The organism is Cruoricaptor ignavus, from assembly GCF_900141665.1.
Taxonomy (GTDB): Bacteria; Bacteroidota; Bacteroidia; order Flavobacteriales; family Weeksellaceae; genus Cruoricaptor; species Cruoricaptor ignavus.
Window position 1 is genome coordinate 426,367 of record NZ_FQYI01000001.1, and the last position, 20,319, is coordinate 446,685.

Consider the following 20,319-nt stretch of genomic DNA (forward strand, 5'->3'; position numbering starts at 1 on the left):
CTTATGGACCGCAACCTCATCCTGCGTACCGTCTCCGGCATCGTTTACTGCGCGGTAATTATCGTGTGTACCGCTCCCGTGCTGCAGGCTATCTTCCCGCACCTGCCGCAGCAGCACCTGTTTTGGGGCCTGATGGGCTTCCTGATGCTTTGCGGGGCGTGGGAGTGTACGCGCCTGATGAAATTCGACAAGAGATCCTGGGAATTCTATGCCGTATTCCCGCTAGTAATTCTTGTTTTCTACAGATTTTCGGTGCGCTACTACCGACACGGGTTTTATTTCAGCTTCCATCTTCCAGAGCTGCTGGAGCTGAGCCTTATTGCCCTCGCCGCAGTCACATTATTCAGATTCCGCGATGAGCTGTATTATGAAAACGGGAAGCTGATTTTCACAGTGATCTACACCGCGCTGCCCTTCTCCTTCGCCCTCGGGCTGCCGAAGTTCGGGAGCAGCGATTTTTCTCTGGAGGTATTTTTTCTCTTCATCCTCATCTGGTGCAGCGACACCTTCGCCTACCTGGCGGGGCGGCTCTTCGGAAAACACAAGATGGCGCCGAAAATTTCTCCCAAAAAAACCTGGGAAGGCTATGCCGGGGGAGTGGTTTTAACGCTGATCGTTTCATTTTTTGTGGAAAAATACAATCCCGACCTTCGTGGCAACTGGATCGCGGTAGGCCTGCTGGTCTCGCTCTTCGCCCCCCTGGGGGATCTGGTGGAAAGCCAGCTGAAACGCAGCTTCGGAGCGAAGGACAGCGGCAAGCTGATCCCCGGTCACGGCGGCGTGCTGGACCGGCTGGATAGTTTCATCATTTGCGCCCCGGTTGTATATTTGTACTTCTTAATCGAAAAACTTTTCTGATGAAACTCCACCGAGAATCCAGGGCTACGCTCCTTATTTCCTCAGTTTTATTTGCCATTATCGCGGCTATTTCCATCTACTACCTGGAAATGTGGTCGCTGCTGATAATAGTGCCGCTGCTGGTAACTTACGGCCTGATCCTGTGGTTCTTCCGCGTGCCGAAGCGCCAGATCGCGGAGCACAGCGAGACGGTGGTAGCCCCTGTGGACGGCAAGGTGGTGATGATAAAGGAGGTGGAGGAAAATGAGTTCCTGAACCAGAAAGTGATGCAGATTTCCATTTTTATGTCACCGCTGAATGTGCACATCTGCCGCTACCCCGTCACCGGAGAGGTTATTTATAAAAAATACCACCCGGGGAAGTACCTGATGGCGTGGAACGAGAAATCCTCCACGGACAATGAGCGCACTACCCTTGCGGTACAAACCGCTATAGGGCACCCGGTAGTGTTCCGCCAGATCGCCGGGTATATGGCGCGGCGCATCGTGTTTTATGCCAATGAGGGCGATGCGGCAAAGGCCGGCCACGAGTTTGGCTTCATCAAGTTCGGCTCGCGGATGGATGTCTTTATCCCGACCAATTCCGAAATCCGGTGCAAAATCGGGGATAAGGTAAAAGGCGGGCTGGATGTAATCGCTAAGCTGGTGTGACTGTAGCATTTAATTTTATTTTTCTTAAATTTTCCAAAAAATTTTCAGATGAAGTTTCCCGCGTCTCTCTTTGCCATTGGCATTATTTTAATCTCCTGCAGCAAAATTGACAACAGCCGCGAGGCAGGCCTGCGCGAGCGAGATTCCTTGCTTACCGCGCGCGAACAAGCTTTGGCTTTAAAGGAAGCCGATTATCAGAACCTTATAAAGATGCGCGACAGCATCCAGGCACAGCAGGACAGCCTCGCCGTCACCCCGCAGCTTTCTCCCGTTTTTGCCGGTAGGTGGAATGGTAAAGTAGTGTGTACAGAATCCAACTGCTCCGACTATGTGGTGGGAGATACGCGGGTAGATGCCTGGGAGCTCACGATAGACGGCAGCGACATAGTGCTTTCCAACACCAACAAATCCGGCAGCGTACAGGTATACAAAGGCCAGTACGACGGGACGAACATAAACCTGACGAATGAGCGCACCACGGATTCCGGGAAGCTCATCGAGATAAGAATGCAGCTGAACAACATAGGGCAGAAGCGCATTTCCGGCACGCGCGAGCTGCAGGTAGATAAAAACTGTACCGCAAAATACACCGTGGAACTCATCAAAGAATAGCGTATGCTAACAATTTTAGATCATTTTACCCTGCCGGTGGAGGATCCTGTGCTGAAGTTCCTCCTCATCCTGCTGATTATCCTCTTTGCGCCGCTGCTACTCAACAGGGTTAAGGTGCCGCACCTCATCGGGCTGATAATCGCCGGCGCGCTGGTGGGCCCGAACGGCTTCAACCTCCTGCCGCGCGATGCCAATATCGTGGTTATTGGGACTACAGGTCTGCTTTTCATCATGTTTCAGGCAGGGCTGGAGATCGACCTTACGGAATTCTACAAAAATAAATGGAAAAGCCTGGGGTTCGGCTTCTACACTTTTATGATCCCGCTGATTTTCGGGATCATCGCTGGGCGGTATTTCCTTGGTTTTGAGTGGCTTACGGCGGTACTCTTCGCCAGCCTCTTTTCCTCGCATACGCTCATCACCTACCCGCTGGTAAGCAAGCTCGGCATCGCGAAAAACCCTGCCGTTACCATCACCGTGGGCGGAACGATGATTACCGACATCGCCGCACTCCTGATACTCGCCGCGTGCGTGGGAATGGCGAAGGGCGATGTAACCACAGAGTTCTGGATACGCCTGGGTGGCTCCGTTCTTGCCTTTGGCGCCGTGGTTTTGTGGCTTTTTCCCATCATCGGGCGGTGGTTTTTCAAGACAGTGGATGATAAAATTTCGCAGTTCATTTTTGTAATGGTGATGATTTACTTTGCCGCGCTGCTCGCCGAAATAGCAGGCATTGAGGCAATCATCGGGGCATTCCTCTGCGGTCTCGCGCTGAATAGGCTCATCCCGCACACTTCCGTACTGATGAACCGCATCGATTTTGTCGGGAATTCATTATTCATTCCTTTTTTCCTGATCAGTGTGGGGATGATTATTGATTTCAGAGCCTTCTTCAAAAACCCGGAAACGATAAAGGTGGCTTTGGTAATGACGGTTCTTGCGCTGGTGGGGAAATATCTCGCCTCGGTAGCAACACGAAAGACCTTCCGCCTCAGCCGTGCCGAGGGCGGCGTGATATTCGGGCTTAGCTCTGCCTCGGCGGCGGCTACCCTGGCTTCGGTAATGGTAGGCTACAACATCATCCTTGGCGAGAATGAGAATGGAGAGCCCATCCGCTTGCTCAACGAAAGCGTGCTGAATGGCAGCATCCTGCTTATTTTGGTGAGCTGTACCATCTCGTCCTTTGTGACCCAGAAAAATGCGGGGAAAGTAGCGCTGGAGATGGATGAAGAAGATGATAGCGGAGAGGGCGAGGAGCGCATAATGATAGCTCTGAATTATCCCGAAACTATAGAAAGCCTGACGGAGCTAGCCCTGCAGACAAAATCCCCCAAGAATAAAGACAGGCTCTTCGCCCTGAACATCATCGTAGAGGATGAAAGTGCGGAAGTAAATGAATCCAGCGACAAAAATGCGGATAAGCTTCTGCAGCAGGCTACGCAGATCACCACGGCTTCGGATGTGGCGATGACCCCGCTAAAGCGGTACGATTCTGATGTGATTGCGGGCATTAACAATGAGATCAAAAAGAATAAAATCACCGACCTGATCATCGGGGTGGAGCCGGATAAAGGCTTCTCGCCCACTTTTGTGTACAATCTCTACAGCGGATACCTGGCGGATGAGGATACCACGGTGCTGGTTTCGCACATACTACAGCCTATCGGCACGCTTGCGGAGTTCCACATCGCGCTGCCGGCCGGGGCAGAGCTGGAGGCCGGCTTTCAGCAGGCGCTCTCCCGAATTTGGAATTTAGGGAAAAACCTTGGGGCAAAAATGAACTTCTACACCACGGAAAAGACCATCCGGATACTTGAAAGATTCCAGCGAAGAACGGCTTTGAATGCGGAATTTATTATCCTGGAAAACTGGAAGGAACTTACAAAGATTTCCGGCAAGATAAAAGCCAACCATTGCCTGATCCTGCTAATGTCCCGCCGGGGGCGTGCCGCATACCTGCCGGAGATGTCGGCAGTGCCGGACTTCTTGAACGGAAACTTCCGCGAGAAAAATTATGTGCTGATCTACCCGGGAGTGCAGAGCTGAGAGACGCTTTCTCATTAACCAAAGTTCTGCAGCTCTACCAGTTTTCTGTATATACCGCCCAAGGCAAGCAGCTCGGAGTGCGTACCCTGCTCCACGATGCTGCCGCGATCCATTACCACGATTAAATCCGCTTTTTTTATAGTGGAAAGCCTGTGGGCTATCACCAGCGAGGTGCGGTTTTCCATCATCTTTTCAAGGGCATCCTGCACAAATTTCTCGGACTCGGTATCCAGCGCGGAGGTGGCCTCATCCAGAATCATCACGGGTGGGTTTTTCAGCACGGCGCGGGCTATGGAGAGCCGCTGCCGCTGCCCGCCGGAGAGCTTGCTGCCCTCGTCCCCGATATTGGTATGGTATTTTTCAGGGAGGCTTTCTATGAATTGATGCGCATTGGCAATTTTCGCGGCTTTTACCACCTCCTCCTCCGTAGCCCGGGGGTTGCCGATAAGGATATTGTTGTACACGGTATCGTTGAACAGCACCGACTCCTGCGTTACCATACCGAGCAGGCTGCGGAAATCGGTCAGTTTTAAATCTTTTACATTCACCCCGTCTATCAGGATTTCTCCTTCGGAAACATCGTAGAACCGCGCGAGCAGGCTAGCCACCGTGGATTTCCCGGAGCCGGACTGCCCTACGAGTGCCACCGTTTTCCCCCGCGGTATGGTGAGGTTAAAATTTTTGAGTATGATATTTTCTTTTTCGTAAAAGAACCCAACATTGCGGAACTCGATTTTATCCTTAAGATTTTCCACCGGCTGTGCATTTTCCCGCTCCGCCACTTTTATATCAAAATCCAACACCTCGGTGACGCGCTCCAGGCTTGCCATACCGCTCTGCACGCTGCTGATGGCGTTGGAGAAACTCTTTGCAGGCTCCAGAATCTGGAAAAAAAGCCCGATGAATACCAGAAATGCCTCTGGCTGCATGCTGTGCTCCTCAATAATCTGCCTGCCTGCAAACCAGGTGATCAGCAGTATGGTGACGCTCCCCAGGAACTCGCTGGAGGGCGATGCCAGCATACGGCGGCGGCTCATCCGCATCGTGTAGTCCTGCCAGTTTTCGGATGTGGTATTAAACCGCCGTTTAAGAATTTCTTCCGCATTAAATATTTTAATAATTTTCGATGCCCTCAGGGTTTCATCTACCATAGAAAAGAGATTCCCCAGCTCGTGCTGGGCTGCGTGTGCCTCGCGCTTCAGGGACTTGCCTACGCGGGAGATGATCCAGCCCATCACGGGGAAAACGATCAGGGAAAACATGGTAAGCTGCGGCGAGAGGGCGAAGAGCGCCAAGAGGGAGAAAATTATCATAAAGGGCGCATTTACCAAATCCACCAGGCTGCCGAGTATCCCCGAATCCACCGTATTGATGTCGTTGGTAATGCGGGACATCATATCCCCGCGGCGGCGCTCCGTGAAGAAGGCTACCGGCAGCTGCAGAAATTTATTGTACATCTCGGCACGCATATCCCTGGTAATGAGCACCCTATAATTCACGAGCAAAAGCGAACCGATGTACCGGAAAAGGTTCCTCAGCAGGAAGGCGAACCCGGTAACCGAGCAGAGCACCGCCAGCACCGGGATGGCGCCGTGCTCATTGATCTGCAGCTGGATGGCGTAATAAACACGCTGCTGCAGGGAACCGAAGAATTCCGAAATTCCGCCTCCGCTGGGCGGCGCCTGGGTGGTATCCACAGCTTCCACAGTGCCGAACATCAGCCCGAGAATCGGGAGCATAGTGGCTACGGAGAAGATATTCAGCACGGAGTACAGAATGTTGAAAAACATACTGCCCCAAAGATAGCGGCTGTATGGTTTGGCAAATTGCAGGATTCTTTGTGAAGGCTTCATTGGTTTTCAAAATTAAATAAAAATTACCGCAAAATCCGGAAGAACTCCCACATTATGATCCCTGCACACACGGAAACATTCAGCGAGTGCTTGGTGCCCAGCTGAGGAATTTCCAGAAAAGCATCGCAGTGCTTCATGGCGCGCTGCGAAAGCCCCTCCACCTCATTGCCCAGCACGAGGGCGTATTTTTTGTCTTTGCAGATTTTAAAATCGGTAACAGCCCGCGAGGCCGTCGTTTGCTCAATGCCGATGATTTCGTACCGCAGAGTTTTAAGATCGAGCAGCGCTTCAGATATATTCTCGTAAAACCGCCACTCTACGCTTTCCGTAGCGCCAAGCGCAGATTTGTGGATTTCTCGGTGGGGCGGTTTTGGCGTAATGCCGCAGAGGAAGATTTTCTCCACCAGAAACGCGTCCGCCGTGCGGAATACCGCGCCTACATTGTGCATGCTCCTCACATCATCCAGCACTACGACCAGCGGGGTTTTTGCGGCGTTCTTAAACTCCTCGATGCTTATCCTACCGAGCTCTTCAAGTTTTAATTTTTCTGTCAATTTTAAAAATATTATTCTGCGGCCTTTGGCTCGCTCTCGTTGGTTTTAGTCCTGTCTTTCAGGTTTTTATCCTGCGGCTTCTCGGCTTTTTTCTTTGCGGAGTCTTTGGTTTTTGGCTTAATGTTTTTCAAGGAATCTACCGGCACCGTGTCGTATCTCACCAATACCACATTCCTCGAAGTGGCGCCCGGGGCGAAGGAATCCACCGCGGCGGTATCGTAGGGCGCAGGAAGGTTATCCGCTTCTGCTGCCGGCAACTCGCCCTGTGGTTTGCTGCAGAAAGCAAGGCAAAGGGCTGCCGAAAGGTATAAAAATTTATAAGCTCTCATCTATTTCAAAGTGAATGTAGCGATTACTGGGTAATGGTCGGAATAGCGCACGCCCCGGTCTACGCGGTAGGTACTCGGCAGTATATCTTTGGAACAGAAAAGATAATCGATGCGGATCGGGAATTTAAAATCGTGGAAGCTGGTGGCGCTGCCCCTGCCTGCCGCGGTAAACGCGTCCTGCAAGCCTTCCGAAAGCGAGTAATATTCAAAGGAGTTGGGTACGGAATTCAGGTCCCCACCTACGATCACGGGATAGGGCGAGTTTTTGATAAATTTTTGGATTACCGGCACCTGCTGCCCGTGAATGCGGAAGGTGGAGAGTAGCCTGTTTTTCAATACATCAGCTTTCATTTCATTTTTCGCTGCAGATTTCACTAAATCTTTATTGATATAAAACGGCTCGAGGTAGATGTTGATAAAACGGATTACTTTGCCGTTTATCTGTATGTCTGCCGCCATCGCCTGAGAATTTCCGTCGCCAATATCTATGAGCTGATAATTTACGATCCTGTGCGCAGAACTGATGGCAACCACAGATTCCTGCTTCACGATAGGGTAGAAATTCTCCGCCGGCCTGTATTCCTGATGGAAAACCACATCCGCGTTGTGCCTCAGCAGGTAGTTCCGCACCGCATCATTCTCGCCGCCGTTATAATGACCGTTGTAGGTGATCACCTTAAAATTTCCGGGCTTTTTTTCAGGGGTAAAATTAATCCACCTCTGCGCCGGTTTGAAGAAAAAGATGCTCATCAGCAGAAAAAACACGGCACGCTTGCGCCGAAGTAGCAACCAAAGTACGGAGAGCGCGGCATGAATGCCAAGCAGCGCCGGGAACGCCAGCGAAAGGAGGTTGAGGTAAGGAAAAACGACCGGCGACACCACCGCATTCAGCCCGCAGAGCAGCAGGGCCACCACCACCAGAAGGTGGACGGCGGCAAGGAAAGTGCGCAGCAGATTCATCGGTAGAAATTATGTTGAGGCAGTTTTTTCTTCCAACTCCGTGCCATTATCCAGCCTACGATTGCCCCGCCCACATGCGCGAAGTGCGCTATCCCGCTCATCTGGTCGCTGAAGCCCAGGTATATGGATACTACGATGATGACCGGGAGGATGTACTTTGCGCTGATGGGTACGGGTATGAACATAAAGTAGAGCTTGGTATCCGGGAAGAGAGTGGCGAAGGCGGTCATCACCCCAAAAATAGCCCCCGACGCCCCCACCATCGGCGTATTCAGTATGGCGTCGCCCTCGGCGGTGCCTGCTGCCTGGGTGTAGAGGTAATAATTCCATAAATTAAACAGCAGAAATGCCCCGAGACCGCTAAGGAAATACAGCAGGGTAAACCTCTTCCCGCCAAAGAGCCGCTCTATGGTAGGCCCGAAACTCAGAAGCGTAAGCATATTGAAAAGGATGTGCATAAGGCTGCCGTGCATAAACATATGCGTAATCACCTGCCACCACCGGAAATAAGGCGAGAGTGGAAAATAGGCTGGGAAGCTCACCAGAAGCTGGTGCGCCGCGGGCAGGGGGAGGTACATCAGTGCAAAGATCACTGAGTTGAGCAAAATAATATTTTTGGTGATGGGCGCCTGATTGTCAAACATTGGTTTAAAATTTATTTTTTAATTCCTCCAAAGGTAATTCAATAAAACAAATTTTACCGTCCGGAGCGTAATTCGGGAAGCCCGCCGCGGAGAAATCCCTGAGCAGCTCCTGCATTTCATATTTATAAATAAAATCAAACCGGGACTTGGAATGCAGCTTATTCCACTGATTGTCATAGAAATGCAAAAAATCCTCCTCGGTGTGATAGTCAAGGATTTCGAAGAGGTCCTCCAGTAATTTTATCACCTTCGTCTCCTTCAGCCCCTGCGGCACGGCGTCTATCCTCAGCACATTCTCCTGTGCCAGCGTCATATCAAAACCCAGCTGCGGGAGGTATTTCTTTATGGAGCGGAACTTTGTTTTCTCAATTTCATTGAGGTGATATTCCAGCGAGAATAGCAGCTGGTGGGCTTCCGTACTCCGCTTTTTTCCTTTATTTCGCTCCGCATTGATGACGCGGTGCATCCGCCCGGGGTCCAGCATCAGCGTCCCGCCCTGGCGGTTCAGCAGCCAGTAGCCGTTGGGCAGCCGCAGCAGGTCTTCGTCAAGGTTTTCATCATCCTCAAAAAGGTTGATTTTTGAAGGAGCAGTTTCGGCAGTGCCGTAGATTTCCTCCAGATTCAGCATTTCCGGCCGGGTTTTGCCTTCCTGTTCAAAGGGATTGAAATTCCGGTCTACCGGGATGCCCGCCGGCTTGTTCAGCGAGCTGGCCGTAGCGTTTCCGAGAAAATTCTCAACCTGCGGATCTCGGTCAAAATCTAGCGACGGGGCAATGTTGTAGATGCCCAGAGCGCGCTTGACGGTGGAGCGGATGAGGGCGAAGATCAGGCTTTCATCCTCAAACTTTACCTCGGTTTTCTGCGGATGTATATTGACATCAATCCTGCCAGGATCCAGCTCCAGGTAGAGGAAAAACGACGGAATGTAGCCCGGCATCAGCAGCCCTTCGAATGCCTCCACCACTGCCTTGCTGAGGTACGGGCTGCGGAAATACCTGCCATTTACAAAGAAAAACTGCTCGCCGCGCACCTTCTTTGCCCCCTCCGGCTTAGCCACATATCCGTGAAACCGTACCCAGTCCAGCTCCTCTTTTATGGGGATAAGGAGCGGCTGCAGCTTCCGCCCGAAAATCTCCACGATGCGCTGCAGCTGGGAGCCCTTGCGCAGGCGGAAGACGATATCGTCGTTATGATAGAGATCAAACTCCACCTCCGGGTGCGCAAGCGCCACCCGCTGGAACTCATCGAGGATGTGCCGGAATTCCACATTATTATTTTTCAGGAATTTACGCCTTGCGGGGACATTGTAAAAAAGATTTTTCACCAAAAAATTGGAGCCTTCCGCCGTCTGTACCGGCTCCTGAAACTGGAGCCCCCCGCCTTCTATGTAGATGTTGGTGCCTATGGGTGCATCCTTTTTCCGCGTCTTCAGCTCTACCTGCGCCACCGCAGCGATGGACGCCAGCGCCTCGCCGCGGAAGCCCTTGGAGGCTATTTTAAAAATATCCTCAGTGTTTCGGATTTTGGAAGTGGCGTGCCTTTCGAAGGCCATTCGGGCATCCGTTTCGCTCATCCCGATGCCGTTGTCCACCACCTGGATGAGGTTCCTGCCGGATTCTCGCACGATAAGTTCTATTTTGCTAGCCTTTGCATCTATGGCATTCTCCAGAAGCTCCTTCACGATGGATGCCGGGCGCTGCACCACCTCGCCCGCTGCTATCTGGTTCGCCACATGATCCGGCAAAAGTTGGATGATATCTGCCATTTCACCTGCAAAAATAGGCTTTTTATGCGTGCCACCTTATTCTTATTTCTCATTTGCGAAAACTTTAGACAGTGCCATTCAGTGCCTGGGCAATCAGCCAAGCCTCGCTCCAGCACGCTTGGAAGTTGAAGCCGCCGGTTACGGCATCGATGTCCAGAACCTCGCCGGCGAGGAAGAAATTCTCCAGCAGTTTGGATTGCATCGTTTTAAAATTAATTTCCCTCAGCTCTACGCCGCCCGCCGTTACGAACTCCTCTTTGAAGGTAGATTTCCCGTTTACCGAAAAACGCTTCCTGCAAAGATTTTCCAGCATTGCCATTATTTCTTTTTTGCTGATTTGGGAGAGCTGTTTTTCAGCTTTGATTTGAGATATTTCGAGAACTCTCTGCCAGAAGCGGTGAGTTACATTGAAAATTTTGCTCTGGCCTATGGATTTTTTAGGATGGTTATTTCTAAAATCAAGGAAAATTTCTTCAGTATCCCGAATGTTTTCCCCGATGAAATTCACAAGGATTTCAAACCGATAATTCTGCGCCGCTAATTCTCGCGCCTTCCACGCTGAAAGTTTCAGGATTGCCGGCCCGGAGAGTCCCCAGTGCGTGATGAGCAGCGCTCCGGACTCTTCCGTTTTTAAAGCGGGGACGGATATTTCCGCATCTTCAAAGTTTGTGCCGGAAAGCCCCTCCAGCAGCGCATCCTGAATATTGAAAGTAAACAGCGACGGCACCGGCGGCACGATGCCGTGACCGAGATTTTCCAATATTTTCAGCGATCTTGGCGCGCTGCCCGTGGCGAATACTACGGCATCGGCAGGGTATACCCCCCCGGAAGTAGAAATTTTATAAATTTCTTCCTCACAGGCGATGTCCCGAATGGCGCAGCGTGTCTTCACCTCGAATCCCTTTGCTAGAACTTCTTTCGTGATGGTGTCAATGATGCTTTGCGAGCTGTTACTCTCCGGGAACACGCGGTTGTCCTCCTCGGTTTTCAGCTTCGTGCCGCGTTCTTCGAACCAGGCGATGGTATCCGCCGGCTGGAATTTTGAGAATACGCTTAAAAGCTCCCTGCTGCCTCTGGGGTAAAACTTGGCGAGCTCGCGCGGATCGAAGCAGGCGTGAGTCACATTGCACCGCCCTCCGCCGGAGATTTTTACTTTCTGCAATACATCGGCATTCTGCTCGAATATCTTTACCTCACATTTTTCCTCATCAAGATTGGCGGCGCAGAACATCCCTGCAGCCCCGCCCCCGATGATTGCCACGCGCATTTTCATTCCGTAATTTTTTTCTAAAAATAAAAAAGCCGCCCGAGGGCAGCCTATATTAGGAATTTTAATTATTTAAACAAGGTCATCTCTTCTGTCAGAACCAAGGTTTTCTACATCTACCTCAGTTTCGCGTACAGTATCGGAGATGGTTTCGTCGCGCTCTGTCACATCTTTTGCAAGCTCGATTTCTTCTACCACGCGGGCAGTTTTATCTACTACCGGCACTTCGTGAGTTTCAGACATTTCCACAGTCTGGTTTTGGAATGCGCGGTCTGCGTCAGTTACCGCTCTATCTACAGGTTGTCTTTTCACATACACACGCTCTTCACGCAGGCGTACACTTTCTTCCACTGGACGCTCGATGATGCGGCTCCTTAGGCGCACACCGCCTTGCTCTACTTCTCTTTTGCCTACATTCAGCTCTTCTTTTACTACTTCTACCTTGTCCGAACCTTCAGTGGTCTGAGCAAAGTTCTGTGTTCGGGTGCCTTCTACCGCTGTTCCTGCAGCATATCCCGCTTCATTATAGCCTGTAGGGATGTGGTCATCCACGCTGATAGCGCCGTTTTCATCCATAATGTCTCTTGCTCTTTCAGCGCGGTCTGCATCGTCTGTGTATACTGTTACCACATTGCTTCTTGCACCTGCTGCGCTGTAAGTTCTCCGTACGGGCTCATCTGCGCCGAAAAGCCTATCCCAGAAGGATCCAGATCTTTCGTCTTCATCATAATCAAAATCCTCCCCTTCGTAATCCCCTTCGTATCTGTACGGAGAGTAGTCTACATTTTCTTTTTCGAAACCTGCATCATCAAGTCTTTCTGATGCTCTTTGTGCTTCTTCTGCGGTTCTGAACAAACCTACTACAGTGTAGTTCATAATAATAATTTTTTAATTGTTAGATATTTTGTGAATTGTTTTCTGTCTCAATAAATTCGTGCTTAAACTCTTCCTCCCGCACGAAAGCATTAACTGTTTCGGTGTGCGCTTCCGTGGTTTTGGTAATGATAATTTCCTCCACGAGCATAAGCTTCTTCACTACCACAGGTACCTCTTTCACCACGGGGATCACGGTTACATCGCCTTCCTGACGAATCTCTGGGATGAAATCAACCTCCTCGTTTTTTGGCACTCGCTGTATGTCAAATTTATCTGACCGAAGTTCAACTTCTGCTGGAACCTCCCGCTCAGATACTTCTTTTCTGAAAATGTGCCTACCCCTTTCTACTTCCTTTTTCCCGAAGGCAACCTCCTCCTTTACAATTGAGATTTTCTCTGATGAATTTACGCCGTAACTTTTTTCTGATGCAAGCTCTTTTTCAGTAGTGCGTTCCGCATCCGATAAATTTTTATTTTCGTAAATACCTTCGTAGCCCTCCATAGTGCGTTTTGTAGAACGGAAGATGCAAATGTCTTTCCAAAAGTTTGAACTTTTAATGTTTTAACAATTAATTAACCTTTTGTTCATTTCTTTGTTTAAATTTTTATAAATCCTGCAACAGCTATACTCTTACTAAATTTGCATTTCAAAAATCTCCTATGACAGAAAACGAATATACGCAAGCCGTGGAATGGCTGTACGCACAAGCCCCCCGCTGGGAGAGCGCCGGCAAGGGCGCCTACAAACCAGGGCTGCAGAACATCGCCAGGCTTTGCGATTTTTTTGGAAACCCGCAGAAAACTTTGCGCTGCATACATATCGCGGGGACCAACGGCAAAGGCTCCGTGAGCAGTATGACGGCAAGCGTACTGCAGGAAGCAGGCTACCGCGCGGGGTTGTACACCTCGCCGCACATACTGGACTTTACCGAGAGGATCAAGGTTAACGGCCAGAATGCCAGCCGCGATTTTGTTTTTAGTTTCATCCAAAGACTGAAGGAAATCCCCCAAGACATAAGGCCTTCTTTTTTCGAATTTACCACTGTAATGGCTTTCGAATATTTCCAACAGCAGCAGGTAGATTTTGCGGTGATAGAAGTCGGGCTCGGCGGCAGGCTGGACGCTACAAACATCCTCAGCCCGGTGCTCACCGCCATTACCAGCGTGGCGCTGGACCATCAGGATGTTTTGGGCGATACTGTGGAGGGAATCGCGGCAGAAAAAGCGGGCATCATTAAAGAAGGCATCCCCGTAGTTTCCGGAGAAGAAAATCCGACAGTACAGGAAATCGTCCGAAATATCGCTGCAGAAAAAAAAGCTGAATTCATTGATGCCACAAAGATTAGCACCGACCTCAGCACCGACCTGAGTGGCAATTACCAGAAAAAAAACATCCGCGTGGCAGTGGCTATCGCAGAAGAACTCCGCAGGCAGAATGTTCGGATACCCGGCAGCGCGCTCCGTACCGGGCTTGGGAATGTGCAGCGCAACACGGGCCTCCTGGGCCGCTGGTACGAATTTTCTCGGGACCCGCTCACCATCTGCGACACGGGGCATAACCTGGCCGGCCTCACGGAGGTATTCAGCCAGCTCAACGAGATGCCGCAGCGCAAGCACATCATCCTCGGCTTTGTGAATGACAAGAAAATAGATGAGGTTTTGCAGATGCTGCCAGAAAATGCAGAGTATTATTTTGCTAAACCTTATGTGGCAAGAGGCAGAAACCCGCAGGAATATGAACACCAGCTAAAAAAAACCGGCATACCTTATAAAATTTTTGAAAAAGTGCAGGATGCCTATCTTTCTGCAAAAGAAACACTTACGCCTGGAGAGATGATTTTTGTAGGCGGTAGTAACTTTATTGTTGGAGAATTTTTGCAAAATAATTTGCAGGTTTAAAAAATCGCCGTATATTTGCCGAACCAAAAACAAGGGTTCTTAGCTCAGTTGGTTCAGAGCATCTGGTTTACACCCAGAGGGTCGGGGGTTCGAATCCCTCAGAACCCACAAAAATCTCAGAGTAATCTGGGATTTTTTTATTGTATTAAGCGGACGGTTAGCTCAGTTGGTTCAGAGCGCTGCGTTGACATCGCAGAGGTCGCTGGTTCGATCCCGGTACCGTCCACAGCGCCAATCCCGCAGTAGTGTGCATTACCCGAAGAACATATAGGCAAGAACGATAGATGTGATCACACCCACCAAATCTGCCAGAAGCATCGCCGGAACGGCATATCGCGTGTTGGTCACCGCCACGGAGCCAAAGTACACCGCGATAACATAAAAAGTAGTATCCGAGCTGCCCTGCAGCACCGCAGCCAGCCGGCCCTGAAAGCTGTCCGGCCCGAAGGTCTGCATCGCATCCACCATCATACCCCGCGCCGCGCTTCCGGAAAGCGGCTTTATCAGGGCGGTGGGCAGCCCGTCCACAAAACGCGTATCGGCACCCGAGAGATCGGCGAGCCAGCGCATCCCCCCGATGATTACATCAAAAACGCCGGAAGTGCGCAGCATAGAAATAGCCACCAGCATACCCACCAGGTACGGAATAATCTTCACGCAGGTGGTAAAACCGTCTTTCGCGCCATCGATAAACGCATCAAAAACATTGATTTTCTTATAAACACCGCCGAGGACGATGAGTAGAAAAATTAACAAAATCAAGCCGTTGCTCAGCACTTTGCTGAACTGTTCCAGCCCCTCCTTCGAGAGCCCCGTGAGGTACCATACCAATGCGGCGATGAGTGCGGAAATCCCTCCCACATAGGCAAGCACCGTAGCATTCAGCAGATTGATTTTCTGATAAATTGACACAATAATCATCGCGGCCATCGTGGCGGCAAAGGTCGCTATCATACACGGCAGGAAGATATCCGTGGGCGACTGGGAGCCCAATGAGGCACGAATCGCGATGATGGACACTGGTATCAGCGTCATCCCCCCGGCGTGCAGGCACAGGAACATGATCTGTGCATTGCTCGCCGTGTCCTTCTTCGGGTTTAGGGTTTGCAGGCTCTCCATCGCCTTCAGCCCAAACGGCGTAGCAGCATTGTCTAACCCCAAAAGATTGGCGGAAAAATTCAGCAGCATATGCCCGAAGGCAGGGTGGTCTTTCGGGATTTCCGGGAAGAGTTTTGAGAAAAAGGGCTGAATCGCCCGGCTGAGAACCGTGACGGCACCCGCCTTCTCCGCGATGGACATAAAGCCCATAAACAGCGTCATAATGCCCACAAGCCCGATGCAGATATCCACGGCGGTGCGGCTGGTGCCGATAACCCCATCGGTATCCTGCACGCGGAATTTTTCAGCGGTCTGCCGCTGAGGATTTATTTTATATTGAATTCTTCCTTCCGCTGCCACCGCATTCGCAGGCTCTATTTCAAACTTTGCCAAAACCTCCCCCGGTACTTCCCTCAGCGGCACAGTGGAAATCCGCACGGTATCGCCGCCCCTGCCCACTACCATATCGTTGAAGATATCCTTATAATCCGGGGAAGTAAGATATTTCCACCCCGCCACGCAGAGCGCTACAATGATGAATGCGGACCAGATGCGGCTGAGAACCATTTTATTATTTTTGGCGAAATTACCAATTTAGTAAATACCTTCATTATTTTTCGCTATTATTAGCGAGTCGGGGCCTGCGGCTTCCGGCTTGCCTTCGGCATTTTTTATTTTAGATAAAAGCCCCGGCACAAAGAAGGAGGTCTCGAAAAACTGGCGGTGCACCCCCGGTAGTAATTCAAAAAAATGGCTAACGCCCACATTTATGTTATGAAGGTTTATTTCCTGCGCAGATGGATTTTTGGTAAAAACTTGCTCAGTAAGTTCCGCGATTCGGCGTGCCCAGGCGGCAGATTTTCGAGGAGATGATATCTTGCAGCAGTACATCATCACCAGGGAGCCGAGCAGAGCATTTTCATACGCCCGGAAGGCGCTGCTTCTTCGGCTGCCCCGCCAGGTCTTCTCTGCTGTTATTTTTGTTTTAATGAATGCAAAACCTGAGAGCAGCGCAAAGGCGGGGCGAGACAGCACGAGCAGAAAGAAATTCAGGCAGGGCTTCACTTGTTCATCAGCAGCCGCAGGGTTTGGCTTACGGTTTCCTTTATTTCCGTACGCTTTACTATGAAGTCCACGAAACCTTTCTCCAGGAGGAACTCCGAGGTCTGGAAGCCTTCCGGGAGATCCCTGCCTATTGTTTCGCGGATTACGCGCGGCCCTGCAAAGCCTATGAGCGCGCCCGGCTCCGCCATGATGATGTCGCCCGTCATTGCAAAAGAGGCCGTCACCCCGCCGAATGTAGGATCGGTAAGGTACGAGATGTATGGCAGCCCCGCCTCGGAGAGTTGCGCGAGCTTGCACTGCACTTTTGCCATCTGCATTAATGAAATCGCTGCCTCCTGCATGCGCGCCCCGCCCGTCTGGTTGATGATCATATACGGAAGCCTGTTTTTTATGCAGTAGTCTACCGCGCGGCTGATCTTCTCGCCCATCACGGAGCCGAGGGAGCCCCCGATGAAGGCAAAATCCATACAGGACACCACCATCTCCAGCCCGTTCACGCTGCCGGTAGCGCTGCGGATGGAGTCCGTAAGCTTTGTTTTGCTCTTTACCTCCTTTAGGCGGTCGCTGTACGCCTTGGTATCTTTAAATTTCAGCGGGTCTATGCTTTCTACCTTGGCATCCAGCTCCCTGCAGGTACCCCCGTCGAAAATAATGTCGAAATATTCCTTGCTCCCGATCCTTACATGGAAGCCATCTTCCGGCGATACATAGTTATTTGCCCGCAGGGCGTCGTACTCTATGATCTTCCCCGTGGGGGTTTTATGCCAAAGCCCTTTGGGCATATCCTTCTTCTCCGCGGTGGAGGTAGTAATGTTTTTCGCCTGCCTTCTAAACCATTCAAACGCCATGCAGAATTTTTAAAAAAGAAAATTTCAGCTAAGGTAATTATTTTCGTTCATAGTCAAAATTATCTTGCCTCAACTTGTCATCAGAAAAAAAGCCCGGCAGAAATTCCGCCGGGCAGGTGATTTATTTTCTAGGCAAGGTTTACCCTAATGTGTTAACATTGTTCAGGTCTTCGAAAGCCTGGGTAAGCCTTTTGGTAAATGTTTCCTCACCTTTTCTCAGCCACACGCGCGGGTCGTAGTGCTTTTTGTTCGGGGAGTCCTCGCCTTCCGGGTTGCCGATTTGCCCCTGCAGATAGTCGGTTCTGTCGCGCATATAATCGCGGATGCCTTCCAGATAGGCGTACTGCAGGTCGGTATCTATGTTCATTTTGATTACGCCGTAGCCGATAGCCTCGCGGATTTCTTCCAGCGAAGAGCCGGATCCTCCGTGGAATACGAAGTTGATAGGCTTCGCTGCGGTGCCGAATTTTTCCTGTACAAATTTTTGCGAATTGTCGAGGATCTTCGGCGTTAGCACCACATTGCCCGGCTTGTATACGCCGTGCACATTCCCGAATGCCGCGGCGATGGTGAAGTTTGGCGAAATCTGCTTTAGTTTCTCGTAGGTGTATGCCACATCTTCCGGCTGGGTATAGAGCTTTGCGTTATCCACATCGGAGTTATCCACGCCGTCTTCCTCGCCGCCGGTCACCCCGATTTCCACCTCGATTGTCATATCCATCTTCGCCATCCTCTCAAAATATTTCTGGGAAATTTCCAGGTTTTCCTCCAGGGTTTCTTCGGAAAGATCCAGCATATGGGAGGAATAGAGCGACTTGCCGGTCTGATTAAAATGCGCCTCATTGGCATCCATAATCCCGTCTATCCATGGCAGAAGTTTCTTCGCGCAATGGTCCGTGTGCAGGATTACCGTGGCTCCGTAGGCTTCCGCAAGGGTGTGGATGTGCTTTGCTCCTGCCACCGCCCCCAGGATGGCAGCCCGCTGCCCGTCGTTGTTCAGGCCCTTGCCCGCATTAAAGGCTGCCCCACCGTTGGAGAACTGGATGATTACCGGCGCGTTCAGCTTCGCAGCGGTCTCCATAGTGGCGTTCACATTGCTGGATCCGATTACATTCACTGCCGGGAGGGCAAATTGGTTTTCCTTGGCGTATTGGAAGATTTCCGTTACCAAATTTCCTGTGGCAACACCTGCCGGGAATTTTCTGCTCATAACTTAGAATTTTGATAAACTTTTGTCGTAAAATTAAAGAATTTTTATGAATTTTTATGCTCCCTTCTGTCCTGCCCCCACAGCAGTTTCTGGCGGATGGTTTCGTAGAAATTCAGATCATTGGGGTGTACCAGCGCGAAATGGAACTGCGCCTTCCTCACGCTGAACTCCGTCTCCACCGGTATGTGTACCAGCCGCGAATCCAGGGAGAGGGTAAAATGCTTGGCGCGGCTCTGCACACGGAATTTTACCTCCACATCGTCATTCACAATCAGCGGGCGCACATTCAGGTTGTGCGGAGCGATGGGAGTGATCACGAAATTATTGTTGTCCGGGGCGATGATCGGCCCGCCGCAGCTCAGGGAATAGGCGGTGGAGCCCGTAGGGGTGGAGACTATAACCCCATCTCCCCAGAACACATTCAGGAACTCGTTATCTATATAGGATTCCACCGTGATCATGCTTGTGGTTTCCCTCCTGGAGATGGCTACATCGTTCAGTGCGTAGGGGAAGATGTCGTACTCCTCCGGCAGGTGCACCTCCACCACGCTGCGGTGGCTGATGTTGGTATTCCCTCTTAAAATATCATCCAGGTAGCCGAAGAGGTTTTCCTTGGTAAAGCTCGCCAGAAAGCCCAGCCTGCCCATATTTACCCCCACCACCGGGATGCCCAGGTCCTGAATGTAGTATAGGGAGCTTACGATGGTGCCGTCTCCGCCGAAAGAGAAAAAGAAATCCACGCCGTGGCTCGCCAGCCCCTCGTAGTTGGAGAAAGTCTTGAAATTCGCAGAGAACTGCAGGTTCTCCGCCGTGCCTGTATGCACTATCGCCTTTACGCCGCGCTTATCCAGCTCGGATATGAACCTGCTGAGGTAAAGGAAAACATCCAGGTCGTTCTTTTGGGTATAGATAGCCGCCTTCATCACACTTCTATATATTTCTGCAGAAAATCGAATCGCTGGCGCATCAGCTCATCGCGCTCGTTCTGATAATGCTTGTTAATGATAATATAGCCATAGCGCTCGAAGGTCTCCTCTATCGAGCTGAGCCCGCCACTGCTGATTTTCAGGGTAATTTCGATGCTGTCCGTATTTATCCTGCTGATGAATACGCCGTGTATCCGCCCGTTGCTGCCCTCCACAATCTGCGAGATTTCGCTCATCGACCAGTGCGCCGCCGGCGTCTGCAGGGTGAGCACCGCTCCTGCCTCGCTAAAAAGCGGGTAGCGCGACAGCTCCGCAAATACATCGCGGTACTCCACATAGCCCTCGTACCTCTCCTCTCTGGAGATTATGGGCACCACGCTGGTGTTGTAGGTGTGGAATACCGGGAGGCTCTCCAGCACCCCGGCATCCGCGGGCAGGGCGAATTTTTCGTAATGCACCCTCAGGTCGCTAAGCCTGCTCTCTAAAAAATCTTCAAGAAAATCCTGGCGCAGCGCACCGGCGAAATACCCCTCTTCCTCAATAAAAATGTGGGTAAAGCCGAAGCTGCGGCAGATTTCGTACGCCTCCTCTGCCGGATCTTCCGGGCTGAATGCGGGATAATCCCGCGAGATATATTCTGAAACAAACATCAGGCGAATTTACTTAAAAATACTTTTAGGTAAAGAATGAGGTTTAGGCTGAGTGATTTTATCACGCTGAGCCTGCCGGAGCGCATCCTGTCACGCTGAGCCTGTCGAAGCGTAAAGCTTCAATTGTTTTTGCCCTTCGACAAGTTCCGGATGACATTCCACCAAAACCTAAGCTGCAGCGTTTTAATGAAAGTAAAAGCTATAAAACT

20 protein-coding genes and 2 tRNA genes are annotated in these 20,319 nt (G+C 50.9%); 7 read left to right on the forward strand and 15 right to left on the reverse strand.

Features of this window, described 5'->3' with window-relative positions; all coding sequences use genetic code 11:
* The first annotated feature begins 3 nt into the window (after positions 1–3).
* Genes BUB43_RS02165 through BUB43_RS02180 form a run of 4 tightly spaced genes read left to right on the forward strand, consistent with a single transcriptional unit; the run spans position 4 to position 4,166 of the window.
* Complete coding sequence (locus BUB43_RS02165) at positions 4–858, forward strand: phosphatidate cytidylyltransferase (protein WP_073177861.1); 855 nt, start codon at positions 4–6, stop codon at positions 856–858.
* A complete protein-coding gene (locus BUB43_RS02170; protein WP_073177862.1) occupies positions 858–1,508 on the forward strand; it encodes a phosphatidylserine decarboxylase family protein in 651 nt (216 codons plus the stop codon). The genes BUB43_RS02165 and BUB43_RS02170 overlap by 1 nt, the downstream gene beginning before the upstream one ends.
* Positions 1,509–1,556: 48 nt before the next feature.
* A complete protein-coding gene (locus tag BUB43_RS02175) occupies positions 1,557–2,120 on the forward strand; it encodes a hypothetical protein (RefSeq protein ID WP_073177864.1) in 564 nt (187 codons plus the stop codon).
* Between the two features lie 3 nt (positions 2,121–2,123).
* The gene (locus tag BUB43_RS02180) at positions 2,124–4,166 is read left to right on the forward strand and encodes a cation:proton antiporter (protein ID WP_073177866.1); all 2,043 of its coding nucleotides are present in this window, start codon (positions 2,124–2,126) and stop codon (positions 4,164–4,166) included.
* Between the two features lie 14 nt (positions 4,167–4,180).
* Here the strand turns inward: BUB43_RS02180 and BUB43_RS02185 are convergent, their stop codons facing one another.
* The 9 genes from BUB43_RS02185 to BUB43_RS02225 all read right to left on the reverse strand — a co-directional run bounded on the left by BUB43_RS02185 (position 4,181) and on the right by BUB43_RS02225 (position 12,916).
* Positions 4,181–6,019, reverse strand: a complete 1,839-nt coding sequence (locus BUB43_RS02185) for an ABC transporter ATP-binding protein (RefSeq protein WP_073177868.1) — start codon at positions 6,017–6,019, stop codon at positions 4,181–4,183.
* A gap of 23 nt (positions 6,020–6,042) precedes the next feature.
* Positions 6,043–6,573: an RNA methyltransferase gene (locus tag BUB43_RS02190; RefSeq protein ID WP_073177870.1), complete on the reverse strand. Its 531-nt coding sequence runs from the start codon at positions 6,571–6,573 to the stop codon at positions 6,043–6,045.
* A gap of 11 nt (positions 6,574–6,584) precedes the next feature.
* Complete coding sequence (locus BUB43_RS02195) at positions 6,585–6,902, reverse strand: hypothetical protein (RefSeq protein WP_073177872.1); 318 nt, start codon at positions 6,900–6,902, stop codon at positions 6,585–6,587.
* Entirely contained in the window at positions 6,903–7,862 is a 960-nt protein-coding gene (locus BUB43_RS02200) for an endonuclease/exonuclease/phosphatase family protein (protein WP_073177874.1), read from the reverse strand.
* Positions 7,859–8,506 (reverse strand): rhomboid family intramembrane serine protease, encoded by a 648-nt coding sequence (locus tag BUB43_RS02205; RefSeq protein WP_073177876.1) that lies wholly within the window; start codon positions 8,504–8,506, stop codon positions 7,859–7,861. The genes BUB43_RS02200 and BUB43_RS02205 overlap by 4 nt, the downstream gene beginning before the upstream one ends.
* A 4-nt stretch (positions 8,507–8,510) precedes the next feature.
* A complete protein-coding gene (mutL, locus tag BUB43_RS02210) occupies positions 8,511–10,271 on the reverse strand; it encodes a DNA mismatch repair endonuclease MutL (RefSeq protein WP_073177878.1) in 1,761 nt (586 codons plus the stop codon).
* Between the two features lie 64 nt (positions 10,272–10,335).
* Entirely contained in the window at positions 10,336–11,544 is a 1,209-nt protein-coding gene (locus tag BUB43_RS02215) for a BaiN/RdsA family NAD(P)/FAD-dependent oxidoreductase (protein WP_073177880.1), read from the reverse strand.
* Positions 11,545–11,610: 66 nt separating this feature from the next.
* Positions 11,611–12,414, reverse strand: a complete 804-nt coding sequence (locus tag BUB43_RS02220) for a YsnF/AvaK domain-containing protein (RefSeq protein ID WP_073177882.1) — start codon at positions 12,412–12,414, stop codon at positions 11,611–11,613.
* Between the two features lie 19 nt (positions 12,415–12,433).
* Positions 12,434–12,916, reverse strand: a complete 483-nt coding sequence (locus BUB43_RS02225; RefSeq protein WP_083541119.1) for a DUF2382 domain-containing protein — start codon at positions 12,914–12,916, stop codon at positions 12,434–12,436.
* Positions 12,917–13,074: 158 nt separating this feature from the next.
* Between BUB43_RS02225 and BUB43_RS02230 the strand changes: the two genes are divergently transcribed.
* The 3 genes from BUB43_RS02230 to BUB43_RS02240 all read left to right on the forward strand — a co-directional run bounded on the left by BUB43_RS02230 (position 13,075) and on the right by BUB43_RS02240 (position 14,539).
* Entirely contained in the window at positions 13,075–14,313 is a 1,239-nt protein-coding gene (locus tag BUB43_RS02230; RefSeq protein ID WP_073177884.1) for a bifunctional folylpolyglutamate synthase/dihydrofolate synthase, read from the forward strand.
* A 33-nt stretch (positions 14,314–14,346) separates the two neighbouring features.
* Positions 14,347–14,421, forward strand: a tRNA-Val gene (locus BUB43_RS02235).
* 43 nt (positions 14,422–14,464) lie between these two features.
* Positions 14,465–14,539 (forward strand) — tRNA-Val (locus BUB43_RS02240).
* Between the two features lie 26 nt (positions 14,540–14,565).
* On the opposite strand, the gene BUB43_RS02245 is transcribed toward BUB43_RS02240, so the two are convergent.
* The 6 genes from BUB43_RS02245 to BUB43_RS02270 all read right to left on the reverse strand — a co-directional run bounded on the left by BUB43_RS02245 (position 14,566) and on the right by BUB43_RS02270 (position 20,110).
* Positions 14,566–15,978 (reverse strand): nucleoside recognition domain-containing protein, encoded by a 1,413-nt coding sequence (locus tag BUB43_RS02245; RefSeq protein ID WP_073177886.1) that lies wholly within the window; start codon positions 15,976–15,978, stop codon positions 14,566–14,568.
* A gap of 27 nt (positions 15,979–16,005) precedes the next feature.
* Positions 16,006–16,476, reverse strand: a complete 471-nt coding sequence (locus tag BUB43_RS02250; RefSeq protein ID WP_073177888.1) for a DUF6973 domain-containing protein — start codon at positions 16,474–16,476, stop codon at positions 16,006–16,008.
* Positions 16,473–17,324 carry an acetyl-CoA carboxylase, carboxyltransferase subunit beta gene (gene accD / locus BUB43_RS02255; protein WP_073177890.1) on the reverse strand — a complete coding sequence of 284 codons (852 nt, stop codon included), beginning with the start codon at positions 17,322–17,324 and terminating at the stop codon, positions 16,473–16,475. The genes BUB43_RS02250 and accD overlap by 4 nt, the downstream gene beginning before the upstream one ends.
* A gap of 139 nt (positions 17,325–17,463) precedes the next feature.
* Positions 17,464–18,534 (reverse strand): class II fructose-bisphosphate aldolase, encoded by a 1,071-nt coding sequence (fbaA, locus tag BUB43_RS02260; RefSeq protein ID WP_073177891.1) that lies wholly within the window; start codon positions 18,532–18,534, stop codon positions 17,464–17,466.
* A gap of 44 nt (positions 18,535–18,578) precedes the next feature.
* Positions 18,579–19,457: an NAD kinase gene (locus tag BUB43_RS02265; RefSeq protein WP_073177893.1), complete on the reverse strand. Its 879-nt coding sequence runs from the start codon at positions 19,455–19,457 to the stop codon at positions 18,579–18,581.
* Positions 19,457–20,110: a CBS domain-containing protein gene (locus BUB43_RS02270; protein WP_073177895.1), complete on the reverse strand. Its 654-nt coding sequence runs from the start codon at positions 20,108–20,110 to the stop codon at positions 19,457–19,459. Before BUB43_RS02270 ends, BUB43_RS02265 begins: the two co-directional genes overlap by 1 nt.
* Positions 20,111–20,319: the final 209 nt, after the last annotated feature.

Bases quoted from the DNA above. Each gene is read 5' to 3' on its own strand.
- BUB43_RS02165 (WP_073177861.1), top strand. From the start codon at position 4: ATGGACCGCAACCTCATCCTGCGTACCGTCTCCGGCATCGTTTACTGC.
- BUB43_RS02170 (WP_073177862.1), top strand. From the start codon at position 858: ATGAAACTCCACCGAGAATCCAGGGCTACGCTCCTTATTTCCTCAGTT.
- BUB43_RS02175 (WP_073177864.1), top strand. From the start codon at position 1,557: ATGAAGTTTCCCGCGTCTCTCTTTGCCATTGGCATTATTTTAATCTCC.
- BUB43_RS02180 (WP_073177866.1), top strand. From the start codon at position 2,124: ATGCTAACAATTTTAGATCATTTTACCCTGCCGGTGGAGGATCCTGTG.
- BUB43_RS02185 (WP_073177868.1), bottom strand. From the start codon at position 6,019: ATGAAGCCTTCACAAAGAATCCTGCAATTTGCCAAACCATACAGCCGC.
- BUB43_RS02195 (WP_073177872.1), bottom strand. From the start codon at position 6,902: ATGAGAGCTTATAAATTTTTATACCTTTCGGCAGCCCTTTGCCTTGCT.
- BUB43_RS02200 (WP_073177874.1), bottom strand. From the start codon at position 7,862: ATGAATCTGCTGCGCACTTTCCTTGCCGCCGTCCACCTTCTGGTGGTG.
- BUB43_RS02205 (WP_073177876.1), bottom strand. From the start codon at position 8,506: ATGTTTGACAATCAGGCGCCCATCACCAAAAATATTATTTTGCTCAAC.
- mutL (WP_073177878.1), bottom strand. From the start codon at position 10,271: ATGGCAGATATCATCCAACTTTTGCCGGATCATGTGGCGAACCAGATA.
- BUB43_RS02215 (WP_073177880.1), bottom strand. From the start codon at position 11,544: ATGAAAATGCGCGTGGCAATCATCGGGGGCGGGGCTGCAGGGATGTTC.
- BUB43_RS02220 (WP_073177882.1), bottom strand. From the start codon at position 12,414: ATGAACTACACTGTAGTAGGTTTGTTCAGAACCGCAGAAGAAGCACAA.
- BUB43_RS02225 (WP_083541119.1), bottom strand. From the start codon at position 12,916: ATGGAGGGCTACGAAGGTATTTACGAAAATAAAAATTTATCGGATGCG.
- BUB43_RS02230 (WP_073177884.1), top strand. From the start codon at position 13,075: ATGACAGAAAACGAATATACGCAAGCCGTGGAATGGCTGTACGCACAA.
- BUB43_RS02245 (WP_073177886.1), bottom strand. From the start codon at position 15,978: ATGGTTCTCAGCCGCATCTGGTCCGCATTCATCATTGTAGCGCTCTGC.
- accD (WP_073177890.1), bottom strand. From the start codon at position 17,324: ATGGCGTTTGAATGGTTTAGAAGGCAGGCGAAAAACATTACTACCTCC.
- fbaA (WP_073177891.1), bottom strand. From the start codon at position 18,534: ATGAGCAGAAAATTCCCGGCAGGTGTTGCCACAGGAAATTTGGTAACG.
- BUB43_RS02265 (WP_073177893.1), bottom strand. From the start codon at position 19,457: ATGAAGGCGGCTATCTATACCCAAAAGAACGACCTGGATGTTTTCCTT.
- BUB43_RS02270 (WP_073177895.1), bottom strand. From the start codon at position 20,110: ATGTTTGTTTCAGAATATATCTCGCGGGATTATCCCGCATTCAGCCCG.